Origin of the sequence: Accumulibacter sp., from assembly GCF_029255125.1 — a bacterium.
Classification (GTDB): Bacteria; Pseudomonadota; Gammaproteobacteria; order Burkholderiales; family Rhodocyclaceae; genus Accumulibacter.
Genome location: NZ_JAPUVR010000102.1, coordinates 32,144 through 46,694, shown reverse-complemented (window position 1 = coordinate 46,694; position 14,551 = coordinate 32,144). Strand labels below are relative to the sequence as shown.

The following is a 14,551-nucleotide window of genomic DNA, read 5'->3' as shown; positions in this document are numbered from 1 at the left end:
GATTATCAACCATTTGCGTCTTGCCCGGTGGGTTTTGGCGCATTGCGGACAGGACCGACAGTTCACCGAAGCAGGTTTGTCGAGTCGAATCGGAAAGGGATTTTTGTGGCAGGGCATTCCAAGTGGGCAAACATCCAGCATCGCAAGGGTCGCCAGGATGAGAAACGGAGCGCGTCGTTTTCGAAGATTGCACGCGAGTTGACGGTTGCCGCCAAGATGGGTGGCGGCGACCCGGCGTTCAACCCACGCTTGCGTCTGGCGACCGACCGGGCGAAGGGAGTGAACATGCCGAAGGACAAGATCGATAACGCGATCAAGAAGGGTACCGGCGAGCTCGAGGGCGTCGACTACGTCGAGGTCCGTTATGAGGGCTACGGGATCAACGGCGCGGCGGTGATCGTCGATTGTCTGACCGACAACAAGACGCGAACCGTCGCCGATGTGCGGCACGCGTTCAATAAGTACGGCGGTAATCTGGGCACCGATGGTTGCGTTGCTTTTCAGTTCAGGCATTGCGGCCAATTGCTCTTCGCTCCGGGAGTCGACGAGGCGGCTTTGATGGACGTGGCGATCGAGTGTGGTGCCGACGATGTGCTGAGCAACGACGACGGCTCGGTCGAGGTGATTACCGCGCCGAACGATTTTGTTGCGGTCAGGGACGCGCTGCAAGCGGCCGGTTTCGTTGCCGAGTTTGGCGGCGTGACGATGAAAGCAGACAACGAAACGCAGCTTGGCGGCGAAGATGCGCAGCGCATGCAGAAACTGATCGACGTTCTGGAGGGCCTCGACGATGTCCAGAACGTCTATACGAGCGTCATTCTGGACGACGAATGAACGATGAACTGATCCGCTGGTCGGAGGAGCCGGCACAGACCGGTGCGCCGCCGCTGGCCGAGCAATCACCCTGGAAGGTGCTGATCGTCGACGACGATCCGGAGGTGCATGGGGTGACGCGTTTTGCCCTGCAGCACCTGCGCGTCTTTGGTCGGCCCTTGCGCCTGCTGCACGCGGCGAGCGGCCAGGCGGCGCGCGGCATCCTGCAGCAGCATCCGGATATCGCTGTCGCCCTGCTCGATGTGGTCATGGAAACGACGCGCGCCGGCCTCGACCTGGTCGGTTACATCCGCGACGAACTGGGGATGATGGAGTGCCGCCTGATCCTGCGTACTGGTGAACCCGGCTACGCGCCGGAACTGACGGTGATCGAAGAGTACGACATCAACGATTACCGGACCAAGGCGGAGCTCAACCGGACACGGCTGATCACGACGGTAAGCGCTGCCTTGCGTTCGTATCAGCAGTTGTGCACGATCGCCGAGCAGCGGCAGGGTCTGGAGATGGTCGTGCGCGCGGCGGCCGAACTGAAGGAAGAGCGGGCGATTGCCTATTTCGCCGAGGGCGTCCTGACCCAATTGGCCGCCTTGCTGAGGTTGCCCGTCGACGGTATCGTCTGCAGTCAGAAGGAACTCGCGCTCGGTGACGGCAAAGAGTGCGGCTATGTGATCGCCGCCGCCGCCGGTTGCCACGCGCGTTACATCGCGCAACCGTTGGCGCGCTTGCCGGACAAGCGCATCGTCGAGGCGATCACCAACGCCCTGACCAATCGACAGCATATCTTCGCCAAGGACTACACCGTCCTTTATCTGCAGGCGGCGCCCGAGCAGGAGGCGGCCGTTTTCCTCGATTCCTGCCATGTGCTGGAGAGCCTCGACCGCACACTGCTCGACATCTTCGTCAACAGCATCGCTGCCTGCTTCCGCAACGTCAAGCTGATCCAGCGTCTGCTGGCCGTACAACACGAGGATCAGGCGCAACGCGAGTTTCTGCGCGCAGTCATCGACGCCAATCCGCACCTGACCTTCGTAGTCGACAGCAACGGACTGATCACGCTGGCAAATCAGAGCTTTGCGGCGACCGTCGGGCACGCGCTGGAGGAGGTGGTCGATCAGCCGCTGGCCAACTTCCTTTCCGACCCACAGCTCTTGCAGTCTTTCGCCGAAGACGAACAGGATATTCTCAGCGGTCGACGGCCGCGCGTCGAACGTGAGGTGGCCATCGCCAACAGCGCTGGCGAAGTGCGCTGGTTCCACACGATCAAGGCGCCGATCCGCGCGGTTTCCAGCAACGTCGAGCAGTTGATCTGTGTCGGCATCGACACCACCGAGCGCAAACGCGCCGAACTGGCGCTTTTCGAGGCCAAGGAACGCGCGCAGGTGACCTTGCATTCGATCGGCGATGCAGTGATTACCGCCGATGCCCAGGCGAAGGTGGATTACCTGAATCCGGTTGCCGAGGCGCTCACCGGCTGGAGTATGGCGGAGGCGCGCGGCCGGCCGATCGACGAAATCTTCCGGGTGATCAGCGGGCAGACGCGCGAGGCGATTGCCGAGCCCCTCAACCAGTGCATCCGGAGCGGACGGATGATCTCGCTGACCACGGGCTCGATCCTGGTTTCGCGCGACGGGCGCGAGTTCGACATCGACGATTCGGCCGCGCCTATCCGCGGCCACGACGGCGTAATCATGGGTGGCGTGCTGGTTTTTCGCGACGTGAGCGAGACGCGCCAGCTCGAACGGCAGTTGGCCTACGATGCCACGCACGACGCGCTGACCGGTCTGTGCAACCGCGCAGAGTTCGAGCGGCGATTGCAGGCGGCGGTCGATAGTTCACGCCGCAGCGGCAGCCGGCACGTGCTGAGCTATCTCGATCTCGACCGCTTCAGGGTGATCAACGATACCGCCGGGCATACGGCGGGCGACGAGTTGCTCAAACAGATCAGGGGCGTGCTGACCGGGGTTTTCCGCGAGAGCGACGTGCTGGCGCGCGTCGGCGGCGACGAGTTTGCCCTGCTCCAGGAGAACTGTCCGCTTGAGCGTGCGGTGCTCGTCGCCCAGTCGGTGGTCAGTCTGCTGCGCGCGCACCGTTTCGCCTGGGGCGGACGTTCCTACCAGATCAGCGCCAGCATCGGTCTGGTACCGATCAGCGCGGATACCGAGAGCACCGTCCAGTTGATGACGCACGCCGACATTGCCTGCTATGCAGCGAAGGAACTTGGGCGCAATCGCGTACACGTCTACCAGGAGGCCGACCTCGATACGCTGCGCCGGCACCATGAGATCATCGGTGCTGCCGGTTTGCGCGATGCGCTCGACCAGGGGATGTTCCGTCTGCACTACCAGCCAATCGTGGCGCTCGACGGGCAGGACTTCCGGACGCTCGGGCACGAGGTTCTGTTGCGCGTGGTGCATGGCCGGGTTCATCCGCGCATCGACGAACTCGTCCTCCCGGCGGTCTTCATTCCGGCCGCTGAACGCTACGGTCTGATGGCGGCGATCGACCGCTGGGTGATCCAGACGGCTTTTCACGACTACGCCAAAGGCATAGGACGAACCGAAACCTCGCTGGCGATCAACGTCTCGGGCAATTCCTTGAGCGACGACGGGCTGCTGGATTTCATCGAACAGCAGTTCACGGCGACCGGCTTCCCGCCAGAGCGCGTGTGCTTCGAAATCACCGAGACCGCGGCCATCCAGAATCTGCGCCCGGCGATGGCTCTGCTCACGGCGCTCAAACGGCATGGTTGCCAGCTTGCGCTCGACGACTTCGGCAGCGGTCTTTCGTCATTCCACTATCTGAAGAGCCTGCCGATCGACCATCTGAAGATCGATGGCAGCTTCGTCAAGGACATGCGCGAGAGCGCGCGCGATGACGCGCTGGTGGCGGCAATCAACGACATGGGACACGCCCTTGGTCTGCGTATCGTCGCCGAGTACGTCAGCAGCAAAGCCATCGTCGACCGGCTGTGCGAGCTTGGTGTCGACTACGGGCAGGGGTTCTTCTTCGGCAAACCGGCGCCGTGGACGGCGGAATCGTGAACGCCCGGCGCTGAACCCCGGCGGAGTCAGCGCAAGTCAGAGCGTATGGCTGCGCTCGCCGCGCTGGAAACCGAGCAGCGCGTGCCCTATCCCCTTGCCGAGCGCCATCACCTTGAAGAGTTCGCCCATTTCGGCCGGCGAGATCAGCTTTTGTGCCGCATTGGCGAGCGGCAGATAGCGCGGTGCATCTTCTGCCGGCGTGCGCGCCAGGATCTCGAGCAGGCCGCAGGCCAGTAGAAAGCCCGCCTGCGTCGTATAGCCGAGCAGCTCGAAGCCGGCGGCGCAGGCGGCTTCTGCGATCGCCGTGAAGTCGACATGCGCGGTGATGTCCTGCAGGCCGGGCAGGTAAAACGGATCGCCGTGTGCGCGGTGCCGATAGTGACACATCAGCGTTCCCGCGCTACGCTGCGCGTGATAGTACTCGTGCCGGGGAAAGCCGTAGTCGAGCAAGAGCAGCGCGCCGCGCGTCAGGCGTTGCCCCCACTCGTACAGCCAATCGTCTGACAGCAGGGCAATTTCGCCGAGATAGCCGGGGGGCGGCGAACACTCGGCGGCGATCGTCTGCGCGCGCTCGCGCAGGCGGCCGCTCGCCGGCCGATCCTGCCAGACGAACTGCCCGTCGGCCAGCCCGACGCCGCGTTCGAGAATGTCGTCATCCTGCCAAACGACCAGGTGGACCGGCATCGCGTCGAGTACTTCGTTGGCGAGCACGACACCGCTGAAATGCTCGGGGAAGCGATCGAGCCAGTTGATGCGCGTTGGCAGTTGCGCGGCCACCTCGCGCAGAGCGGCCTGCTGACGCGCGCGCAGTTCGCCGGAGACTTCCAGGATGCGGTAGCTTTCCGGCAAGGCCTGACGGGCGGCGAGTTCGCGCAACAGATCGGCGGCCAGGCGACCGCTACCGGCACCGACTTCGATGATGTGCGGGTCGCTCAGCGCGCAGATCTCGGCGACCTGCGCGGCCAGCGTTTGCGCGAAGAGCGGGCCAAGCTCAGGCGCGGTGACGAAATCGCCGGCCGCTCCGAGCTTGTGCGCGCCACCGCTGTAGTAGCCCAGGCCCGGCGCGTACAGTGCCCGATCCATGAAGTGGGCAAAAGAGATCCAGCCTTTACTGCGCCGGATGTCGTCGCCGATCCGGCTAACCAGCCAGCGGCTGCTATCTGCCGCTTCCGGCGTCGGCGTCGGCCAGTCGCTGACGCTCGGCTTCAGTCGCTGAACCTCTTGAAAGAGACCTGCCCGTAAAGTTCGGGATGGTTGGTCGCTACCCAGTGCGCCGCTTCCGACTCGGCACGCGCCCAGGTCGCCGCACGCAGCGAGATGATCTGCGATCGGCCGTTGCTGCCCGCCCATTCGAGGGCGTAGCTGTGCAGGCCACCGTGTTCGATCAGATGCACCTTGCACTCGAGTGTCGGTGCTTCGCGCCAGAGCTGGGCGGCAGTTCCGTCGCTGATCCGCAAATGGAAAATGGGCCCTTTGCGCTGATGCTGCACCTGGTACGCGCGATTTGCGCCGATCTGCTTGAGCACCGACCACTCGCTGCAGCCCTCGATGATCGCAGCCAGCGGCAGACCAGCGTCGTCGTGGATGATCTCGGCCTGGACGTCGTGGATCTGATCGTGGCCCTCGATCAGCTCGTGCCACGGCAAACCCTGCCGGGTCGGCGGGGCAAACGGCAGCGCGTGCTTGCCCTGGCGAATCCGCGCAAAAAGCGACGACTTGCGCACGTCTTCCAGGTCGATCGTCGGAAAGGCGGTGCGCGGTTGCGAACGGAAACTGCCGGCGCCCATGTAGCCGACATTCCATAGCGTGCGCAGCCATTCGGCGGTATCCAGTGCCACTTGCGCCATCTGGTCGTTCAGCGCTCCGCCGATCTCCGGCAGTTCGCCGACCGGCACTGGCCTGATGCCGCCTCGCCCGGCCAGCAGCTCGGCCTCGCGCGTGCGCGCGCGCAGCAGATCCTGCAGCAGCAGTCCGACCCACTCGGCGTCGGCTGGCGGCAGTCCGGCGACGCGCTCGGCGAGTTCGATCAGATCGTCGGCGTCAAGCGGCTTATCCAGCTTCTTCATGCGGTTCCTCCCACGGTCAACTGGCGGAAGTTTAGCGCGCCAGCGTGACAAAAGGGGCCGTTTTTCGGAAACCCGCTGCCCTGATCCGTTAAAATCGTTGCCTTGTACGCTGCTCGACAGGAAGCAGGAATGAACGGCAAGACGATTCTGATTACCGGTGGGGCGAAGCGGCTTGGCGCGGCGATCGCGCGCGAACTGCACGCCGCCGGAGCCAGCGTCATGGTGCATTACCGCCAGGCCTCTGCCGCTGCGGCCGCGCTCGTCGCCGAACTGAACGCAGACCGCCCGTCTTCGGCCGCCTGCCAGCAGGCCGATCTGCTTGATCTCGCCAGCCTGCCGCTGCTCGTCGGCAGCACGGTCGAACACTTCGGCCGCCTCGACGGGCTGGTCAACAATGCCTCGAGTTTTTTTCCGACACCGCTCGGGAGCATCGATTCCCTCGCCTGGGACGACCTTATCGGCAGTAACCTGAAGGCGCCGCTATTCCTCACTCAGGCGGCCGCTCCGCATCTGATCGAGGCCGGTGGCGTAGTGGTCAACATCACCGACATTCATGCCGAGCGACCGCTCGCCGGCTATCCTCTGTACTGTGCGGCAAAGGCCGGGCTGCTCGGTCTGACACGCGCCCTGGCCGTTGAACTGGCGCCGCGCGTACGCGTCAATGCGGTCGCACCCGGCCCGATCATGTGGCCCGACAGCGGCGTCTTCGGGCGCGCCGAGAAGGCCCGGATCGTCGCCCATACCCTGTTGCAACGCGCCGGCAATCCGCTCGACATCGCGCGTGCGGTGCGCTACCTGGTCGCTGACGCCGCCTACGTCACGGGCCAGGTGATCAACGTCGACGGTGGTCGCAGCGCACATCTGTGAGCCGGAAAGTAACTGCGAAAGGACAACGTTGGAACCGTCGAACAGTCTGCTGCGCTTGAAGAAGCGCTTGGAAAGCAAGGTCGCCCGAGCGATTTGCGATTACCGCATGATCGACGACGGCGACACGGTTCTCGTCTGCGTTTCCGGCGGCAAGGACTCCTACACGCTGCTGTCGACGCTGCTCGCGCTGCGCGAACGGGCGCCGATCGACTTTCGTCTGATCGCCATGAATCTCGACCAGAAGCAGCCCGGCTTTCCGTCGGATGTCCTGCCCACCTATCTGGCGCAGATCGGCGTCGAGTTCCGCATCGTCGAGCAGGATACCTATTCGATCGTCAAGAGCAAGATCGCACCCGGCAAGACGACCTGTTCGCTCTGTTCGCGTCTGCGTCGGGGGATAATATACCGTACCGCCAAGGCAGTCGGCGCCAACAAGATCGCACTCGGCCATCATCGTGACGACATCGTCCATACGCTGTTCCTCAACCTTTTTTTCGCCGGGCAATTGAAGGCGATGCCGCCCAAGCTATTGACCGACGACGGCCAGCACATCGTCATCCGGCCGCTCGCCTATTGCGGCGAGAGCGAAATCGCCCGCTTCGCCCGCGGCATGGCTTTTCCGATCATTCCCTGCAACCTCTGCGGCGCGCAAGCGAATCTGCAGCGTCAGCAGATCAGGGAAATGATGGCCGACTGGGACCGGCGATTTCCGGGACGCACGGATGTCGTCTTCGCCGCGCTGCAGAAGGTTGTTCCCTCACACCTGGCGGACAGCGATCTGTTCGATTTCCGGGCCTTGCAGCCGACGGCAACCTCTGCCGACGAGTTCGCTGACGAGGATCAGCGACCGCTGCCGGCGGGTGCGGCAGGGGCGATTCAGATCGAGCAACGCGCAGCGTTTGACTGGCCGCAGACCAGGCGTGCAGCTGCCGGAGAAGCGATGACGACCGTCGACTGGCCGTCGATCGTCTGACAAGAATACTGTGTAGATTGGGGGAAATGGGATTGATCACAATGAACGAACAGATGCTGTCGGTGCTCGTTGCCGGTGTGTCGGACGGCGCTCGCCTGTTCGACCGACTGGGGGGTGCCGAAGCGCTGCATGCTGTTGACCGCTGCATGAAGCGAATCACGCGCGGAATCGAGATGGGCGGTGGACGGGTCATCCGGTCAAGCGGCGACCAGGTGATGGCCGTATTTCACAGTGCGCACGCCGCTTGCCAAGCGGCGATCACCATGCAGCGGCGGATTGCCGACCTGCCACCGGTTTCCGGCATGCAGTTGGCCATCCATGCCGGGTTTCATCACGGCGCGGTCGCCGTAGAGGATGGCGATGTGATTGGCGAGAGCGCGACGCTGGCCGAGGCGCTGGCCAGCGTCGCGCTTTCCGGTCAGGTGCTGATCACCGAAAGCACGCGCGCACTGCTGCCGGCGCAGTTACAGACTACGACACGCAGCTTGCCGGCAAGCCTGTCGCGCACGCTGCGCGTGCACGAATCGGTATACGAAGTCCGCTGGCCGGAAGCCAAGGGTCCGTTGGTCGTCGCAGCAGCCGTCGAGCCGGCGCCACCGCTGGCCAAGGAGCGCGAGTCGCGCCTTTGTCTGCGTTACGGGCCGTACGTCAAGGTGGTCGACCGGAATCGGCCCAGCCTGCTGATGGGGCGCGACGTCGAGTGTGAGATTCCGGTGCGCGACCGCCGCGCCTCGCGCCATCACGCGCGCATCGAGCGCCGCGACGATCAGTTCGTCCTCAGCGATTTGAGCACCAACGGCACTTTTGTCACGATCAAAGGCGAGCCCGAGCTGTTTCTCAGGCGTGAGGCTTTTGTTCTGCGGGGCAGCGGGATCATCTCGTTTGCTGCGTCAGCGAGCACGCAGGATGCCGACATCGCCGAGTTCGAGCATCTCTGAAGCGGGCTGGCGTGCGGCAGACGACTCAAGGCGGCAAGGCGCGCGCGACGACGAGTACCGTGACGTGTGCGGCGCCATGTAGTTTCAAGGTGCGCGCCATTTCGTCGAGCGATGCGCCGGTCGTCATCACGTCGTCAACGAGCAGTATCCGGCGGCCGCTGAAATCCGTCGTGCAATGGAAAGCACCGCGCACGTTGGCTGCACGCTCGCGCCAGGGCAAGGCGGCCTGCGATGGCGTGTGGCGTACCCGCTGGCAAGAATGGGCGTCGATGGCAATGGCGCGCGCCCGGCTGACCGGACGAGCCAGTTCGAGCGCCTGATTGAAGCCGCGCTCGCGCAGGCGCAACTTGTGCAGCGGCAGCGGAACGATGACCTCGGCCGTGCACGTCGCCGCCAGCGCGGCAAGCCGCCGGCCAAGGTAGTCGGCCAGCGCCAGGCGCCGATCGTACTTGAAGGTCTGAATCAGCCGGTCGACCGGAAAGGCATAACGAAACGCCGCCAGGGCGGCATCGTAGTGCGGCGCTTGCCGCAGGCAGCGGCCACAAACCTCGCCGGCCGGCGTCGGTAGCGCACAGCGCGGGCAGGACTCGGCGGGCAGCCGCGGCAAATCGTCGGCACAGGCCGTGCACAGGAGGCTGCTGCGGCTGTCAGCAGCGCACAGCAGGCAGTCCTGCGCGAGCAATCGTGCGCACGACCTGGCGATGAAGGCGGCGCTTTGAGTTAAGATTGACACCCGCCAAGCGCTCCCGGGAAAGCCCTCCTGCGGCGCCTCAGATCACCCACAGCCATAGGTTTATTGATCATGAATGCAATTCCTCAAGCCGCCACGCTCGACGCGGAACGACCCGTTTCGGCCGGCAAGGCAAGGTGGACCATCGCCGAGGTCGAAGCCCTTTACCAGCTTCCCTTGATGGACCTCATCTTTCGCGCGCAGCAGGTGCACCGCCAGAAATTCGACGCCAACGAGATTCAACGCTCGACGCTGCTCTCGGTCAAGACCGGCGGATGTTCGGAGGACTGTGGCTATTGTTCGCAGTCCGCACGCTATTCCACCGGTACCGAGCGCGAAGCCCTGCTGCCGCTCGACGAAGTGCTCGCGGCTGCGCAGGCGGCCAAGGACAAGGGCGCCTCGCGCTTCTGCATGGGGGCCGCGTGGCGTGGCCCGAAAGACAAGGACCTCGCGCAGGTGACCGAAATGATCCGCGCGGTAAAGGATATCGGCCTGCAGACCTGCGTCACGCTCGGCATGCTCAAGGACGGCCAGGCGCAGGAACTGAAGGCAGCCGGCCTCGATTACTATAATCACAACCTCGACACCGACGCTTCCTTCTATGGTCAGGTGATCACGACGCACAAGCACGCCGACCGCATCGATACGCTGGGTCAGGTGCGCCAGGCCGGAATCAAGGTCTGCTCGGGTGGCATCATCGGCATGGGCGAGTCGCGTCGCAATCGGGCGGCGCTGATCGTCCAGTTGGCCAACCTCGAGCCCCCGCCCGAATCGGTGCCGATCAATAATCTGGTGCCGATTCCGGGAACGCCGCTGGCCGACAGCGAACCGATCGACAGTTTCGAGTTCGTGCGCACGATCGCCGCCGCGCGCATCACGATGCCGAACAGCTTCGTCCGCCTGTCCGCCGGCCGGCAGGCGATGTCCGACGAGTTGCAGGCGCTGTGTTTCCTGGCCGGAGCGAACTCGATCTTTTACGGCGACAGGCTGCTGACCACCGACAATCCGGAAGCCGATCGCGACGAGGCACTCTTCGCCCGGCTCGGTTTGCGTCCGATCTAGGCCGGTATGCAGGCACCGGCGCAGCAGTTCATCGATCAGCGCCAGGTGCGACGCAATTTCGCGCGCGCGGCAGCGACCTATGATGACGTCGCTGTCCTGCAGCGCGAAGTCGGCAGCCGCATGCTCGAACGCCTGGACTATGTGCGCCTCGCGCCGGCCGCAGTGCTCGATCTCGGCTGCGGAACGGGCGCCGCTTTGACCGCACTGGCTGAACGCTACGGCAAGGCGCGGGTGATTGGCGCCGATCTCAGCGAGGCCATGCTGCGCGCCGGCGTGGCGCAGCGCTCGCGCCTGCGCTGGCTGCTGCCTTTCGTGCGCGGTCAGAAAACGCCACTCGTCGCCGCCGACGCCGCTCACCTGCCTTTCCGTGCGCAGTCGATCGGGCTCTGTTGGTCCAACCTGATGCTGCACTGGGTCGACGACCCGCTGCAGGTTTTCCGGGAGGCGCAGCGTCTGCTCGAAGTGGGGGGGCTGCTGATGTTTTCGACGCTGGGACCGGACACCCTGCGCGAACTGCGCGCTGCTTTTCGCGATGGTTACCTGCACACGCAGCGGTTCACCGACATGCACGACTATGGCGACATGCTCGTCGAGTGCGGTTTCAGCGATCCGGTGATGGACGCCGAGCGCCTGACGATGACTTATGCCGGTTTCGACGAACTGATCGCTGACCTGCGGCGCAGCGGTGCACGCTGCGCCATGCGGGCACGCCGGCACGCGCTGATGGGCCGCGACGCCTGGGCTGCGGCGCGCGCACGCGCGCTGGCGCAGATGCGCGACGGGCGCTTGCCGGTGACCGTCGAAGTCATCTACGGGCACGCCTGGAAAGCGCCGCCGACGAAGACCGCCGATGGCCGGGCGATCGTCCGTTTCGAACCCCGCCCACCGGCACGCTGAGGGCGGGCGCGGCGCGGCGTGCCGGCTGCCCGGCGTTTCAGCGGAAGAACTCCTCGAGGCGAACGAAGACCTCGTGTTCGGCGCCGTGCCGGCGCACGGCGAGAACGTCTTCCAGCTTCTCGACCTGCTTGACCATCTGATCGAGCCGCTCGTCCTCATTGACCAGCAGCCAGATGCGGCTGCGTTCTCCGCTGCCCACCGGCATGACCAGAATGCCTTCGACGTTGTACGCGCGGCGGGAAAAGAGACCGACGACGTGCGACATGACACCGGGGTGGTTATTGACGTCGAGTTCGAGTACCGTCCGGGCGACGGCCTGATTCTCGCTACGGGTAAGCGCGTTCATCGTTCAACCTCCAATCATTTCCTTGTTCGCCGCGCCGGGCGGCACCATCGGCAGCACCTGTTCGTGCAACGCGATGCTGGCGTGGATGAGTACCGGGCCACGGCTGGCCAGCGCTGCGGCCAGCGCGGGTAGCGGGTCGGCCTCCTTGTCGAGATCGACGGCAGCCAGGCCGAAGCCTTCGGCGACCCGGATGAAATCGGGCATGCCCTTGAATTGCGAGGCGTAGATGCGTTCGCCGTAGAACAGCGTCTGCTGCTGGAAGACGAGACCGAGCGAGGCGTTGTTCATCAGGATGATCTTGACGTTGACGTCCTCTTCCGCCGCCGTCACCAGTTCCTGGACGTTCATCAGGATGCTGCCGTCGCCGGTAAAGCAAACGACCGTGCGCTGCGGTTCGGCGAGTGCGGCGCCGATCGCCGCCGGCATGCCGAAGCCCATCGTACCGAGGCCGCCGGAGGTCAGCCATTGGCGTGGCCGGCGCAGGGGATACGCCTGAGCAACCCACATCTGGTGCTGGCCGACGTCGGTCGCGATCGTGGCCTCGTCGTCCAGGCAATCGGCGACGGCGCGAATCAGTCCGTACGGCGTGCGCGGGTCGTCGATTCCCGGCATGCGCAGCGGGTGAGACGCCTTCAACTCGGCGACGCGTGCCAACCAGTCCTCGCGTTGTCGGTGTTCAATGCCCGGCAAGAGAAGCTGCAAGACGGTCTGCACGTCGCCGGCAATGCCGACGTGCGCGGTCTTGATCTTGTCGAGTTCCGAAGGGTCGATGTCGATGTGGATGATTTGCGCTTGCGGACAGAAACCGGCCACCTTGCCGGTCGCCCGGTCGTCGAAACGCGCGCCGACGGCGATCAGCAAATCGCATTCGTCAAGCGCCAAGTTGGTACAGCGTGCACCGTGCATGCCCAGCATGCCGAGCGACAACGGGTGATCGACGGGCATCGCGCCGAGCGCCATCAGGGTCATCACCGTCGGCAGCCGGCCGATCTCGGCCAACGCGACGGCCGCTTCGGCGGCGCCCGAATGGACGACTCCTCCGCCCAGGTAGAGAATCGGCTTGGCGGCAGCGTTGATCATCGCTGCGGCACGCTCGATCAGCGGGGCTGCCGGCAGCGCCGGTGTCTCCGCGCAGCCCGCCGCCGGCCAGGCGCGAACTTCGACGAGTTGATTCTGCACGTCCTTCGGAATATCGACCAGCACCGGGCCGGGACGTCCCGAGGCGGCAATCGCGAAGGCGCGCGGAATGACCGTGAGCAGGTCCTCGGCGGCGCTGACGAGGAAATTGTGCTTGGTGATCGGGATGCTCAGGCCATAGGTGTCGACCTCCTGGAAAGCGTCGGTGCCGATCAGTGCCTTGGGCACCTGCCCGGTAATCGCGACCAGGGGAATCGAATCGAGCTTGGCATCGGCGATCGCGGTCAACAGATTGGTCGCCCCGGGCCCGGATGAGGCCATGCAGACCGCCGGCACGCCGGTCGCCCGCGACATTCCCTGGGCAATGAAGCCGCCGCCCTGTTCGTGCCGAACCAGCACGTGGCGTATCTGCTCCGACTGCGACAGGGCATCGTAAATCGGCAGAATCGCGCCGCCCGGGATGCCGGTGAGCGTGCGCACACCCTGCCGTTCGAGCAGACGGACGACGATCTGAGCACCGCTCAGGGTTTCAGGTTTTTCCTCGAACAAGGGACATCTCCTCGACAAATGAAAGCAGCTTCGGTAGGTTGGCGTCGCCCCGAGACGAGTCTCGCGAGCGCGCCGAAACAAAGTCAGGTGTGATCCGGGGGACGGTTGTTGGGCGGCCGCCTAGCCACCCTGCGCAGCGCGCCGAATGCCTTGCCGAACAGCAGCGTCAGCGCTCCGGCGGTGATGCCGACGAGCACTTCGAGCAGTAGAGGCGTCGCCGTGGCGAGCAAGTGCCCGAGCAAGGGCACCGTGCCGGCCAGCTCGCCAGCATGGGCAATCGCGTGGTGCAGCGGCGCCATGCCGTGCGCCAGAATGCCGCCACCGACCATGAACATGGCGGCCGTCCCAATTACCGTCAACGCGCGCATCAGGCGCGGTGCGGCGAGCATCAGTGCCTGGCCGATCGTGCGTGCCAGCTTGCTCCGCCAGCCGAGCAGGTACATGCCGAGATCGTCGAGCTTGACGATGCCGGCGACGATGCCATAGACACCGCCGGTCATCAACAGGCCAATTCCCGCGAGGACCGCGACTTGCGTGGCAAAGGGTGCTTGCGCGACGGTGCCGAGCGCAATGACGACGATTTCTGCGGAAAGGACGAAGTCGGTGCGGATCGCACCCTTGATCTTTTCCGCCTCGATGACGGCCAGATCGATGTCGGCGCCCGCCAGCGCAGCGGCGTGCACACTCGCCGACGCGGCCTCCTCCGCTGCCTCCTTGGCCGCCGTCCCAGAACCGTGGTGCAACCACTTATGCGCCAGTTTTTCAACCCCCTCCAGGCAGAGGTAAAGCCCGCCGAGCATGAGCAGCGGGACCACCGCCCACGGCGCAAAGCGGCTGATCGCCAAGGCCGCCGGAACGAGGATCAGCTTGTTCTTCAGCGAGCCGAGCGCCACCGCCCAGACCACCGGGAGTTCGCGTTCGGCGCGCACGCCCGATACCTGCTGGGCGTTCAACGCCAGGTCGTCGCCAAGCACGCCGGCGGTCTTCTTGGCGGCAACCTTGGTCATCAGCGCGACATCGTCGAGGATCGTCGCGATGTCGTCGATCAGGGTAAGCAGGCTAGCTCCAGCCATCGCCGTTCACGCTCCGAGAAAGTCCGGGACGCACCGCA

The 14,551-nt window shown here is 64.8% G+C and carries 13 protein-coding genes; 7 read left to right on the top strand and 6 right to left on the bottom strand.

Features of this window, described 5'->3' with window-relative positions; translation table 11 throughout:
• The first annotated feature begins 105 nt into the window (after positions 1 to 105).
• Together Q1L59_RS10310 and Q1L59_RS10305 are read left to right on the top strand one after the other, a co-directional pair.
• Positions 106 to 834 (top strand): YebC/PmpR family DNA-binding transcriptional regulator, encoded by a 729-nt coding sequence (locus tag Q1L59_RS10310; protein ID WP_300331822.1) that lies wholly within the window; start codon positions 106 to 108, stop codon positions 832 to 834.
• On the top strand, positions 831 to 3,875 hold the full coding sequence (locus Q1L59_RS10305; RefSeq protein WP_300331819.1) for an EAL domain-containing protein: 3,045 nt from the start codon (positions 831 to 833) through the stop codon (positions 3,873 to 3,875). The genes Q1L59_RS10310 and Q1L59_RS10305 overlap by 4 nt, the downstream gene beginning before the upstream one ends.
• Positions 3,876 to 3,911: 36 nt before the next feature.
• Here Q1L59_RS10305 and Q1L59_RS10300 read toward each other — a convergent pair whose 3' ends face one another.
• Positions 3,912 to 4,958 (bottom strand): SAM-dependent methyltransferase, encoded by a 1,047-nt coding sequence (locus tag Q1L59_RS10300; protein WP_300331816.1) that lies wholly within the window; start codon positions 4,956 to 4,958, stop codon positions 3,912 to 3,914.
• Between the two features lie 122 nt (positions 4,959 to 5,080).
• On the bottom strand, positions 5,081 to 5,941 hold the full coding sequence (locus Q1L59_RS10295; protein WP_300331813.1) for a hypothetical protein: 861 nt from the start codon (positions 5,939 to 5,941) through the stop codon (positions 5,081 to 5,083).
• A gap of 129 nt (positions 5,942 to 6,070) precedes the next feature.
• On the opposite strand from Q1L59_RS10295, the gene Q1L59_RS10290 reads away from it, so the two are divergent.
• Genes Q1L59_RS10290 through Q1L59_RS10280 form a run of 3 tightly spaced genes read left to right on the top strand, consistent with a single transcriptional unit; the run spans position 6,071 to position 8,719 of the window.
• On the top strand, positions 6,071 to 6,808 hold the full coding sequence (locus Q1L59_RS10290) for a pteridine reductase (protein ID WP_300331810.1): 738 nt from the start codon (positions 6,071 to 6,073) through the stop codon (positions 6,806 to 6,808).
• A gap of 28 nt (positions 6,809 to 6,836) precedes the next feature.
• Positions 6,837 to 7,781 (top strand): tRNA 2-thiocytidine(32) synthetase TtcA, encoded by a 945-nt coding sequence (ttcA, locus tag Q1L59_RS10285; protein ID WP_300331807.1) that lies wholly within the window; start codon positions 6,837 to 6,839, stop codon positions 7,779 to 7,781.
• A gap of 41 nt (positions 7,782 to 7,822) precedes the next feature.
• Positions 7,823 to 8,719: an adenylate/guanylate cyclase domain-containing protein gene (locus Q1L59_RS10280; RefSeq protein WP_300331804.1), complete on the top strand. Its 897-nt coding sequence runs from the start codon at positions 7,823 to 7,825 to the stop codon at positions 8,717 to 8,719.
• 25 nt (positions 8,720 to 8,744) lie between these two features.
• On the opposite strand, the gene Q1L59_RS10275 is transcribed toward Q1L59_RS10280, so the two are convergent.
• The gene (locus tag Q1L59_RS10275) at positions 8,745 to 9,452 is read right to left on the bottom strand and encodes a ComF family protein (RefSeq protein ID WP_300331801.1); all 708 of its coding nucleotides are present in this window, start codon (positions 9,450 to 9,452) and stop codon (positions 8,745 to 8,747) included.
• 69 nt (positions 9,453 to 9,521) lie between these two features.
• Between Q1L59_RS10275 and bioB the strand changes: the two genes are divergently transcribed.
• Together bioB and bioC are read left to right on the top strand one after the other, a co-directional pair.
• The gene (gene bioB / locus Q1L59_RS10270; RefSeq protein ID WP_300331799.1) at positions 9,522 to 10,511 is read left to right on the top strand and encodes a biotin synthase BioB; all 990 of its coding nucleotides are present in this window, start codon (positions 9,522 to 9,524) and stop codon (positions 10,509 to 10,511) included.
• 6 nt (positions 10,512 to 10,517) lie between these two features.
• Complete coding sequence (bioC, locus tag Q1L59_RS10265; protein ID WP_300331796.1) at positions 10,518 to 11,408, top strand: malonyl-ACP O-methyltransferase BioC; 891 nt, start codon at positions 10,518 to 10,520, stop codon at positions 11,406 to 11,408.
• Between the two features lie 37 nt (positions 11,409 to 11,445).
• Here the strand turns inward: bioC and ilvN are convergent, their stop codons facing one another.
• From ilvN to Q1L59_RS10250, 3 genes are all read right to left on the bottom strand, one after another.
• Complete coding sequence (ilvN, locus tag Q1L59_RS10260) at positions 11,446 to 11,754, bottom strand: acetolactate synthase small subunit (protein ID WP_300331794.1); 309 nt, start codon at positions 11,752 to 11,754, stop codon at positions 11,446 to 11,448.
• Positions 11,755 to 11,757: 3 nt separating this feature from the next.
• Positions 11,758 to 13,440: an acetolactate synthase large subunit gene (gene ilvB / locus Q1L59_RS10255; RefSeq protein ID WP_300331791.1), complete on the bottom strand. Its 1,683-nt coding sequence runs from the start codon at positions 13,438 to 13,440 to the stop codon at positions 11,758 to 11,760.
• Between the two features lie 83 nt (positions 13,441 to 13,523).
• Positions 13,524 to 14,513 (bottom strand): DUF808 domain-containing protein, encoded by a 990-nt coding sequence (locus Q1L59_RS10250; protein WP_300331789.1) that lies wholly within the window; start codon positions 14,511 to 14,513, stop codon positions 13,524 to 13,526.
• Positions 14,514 to 14,551 lie beyond the last annotated feature (38 nt).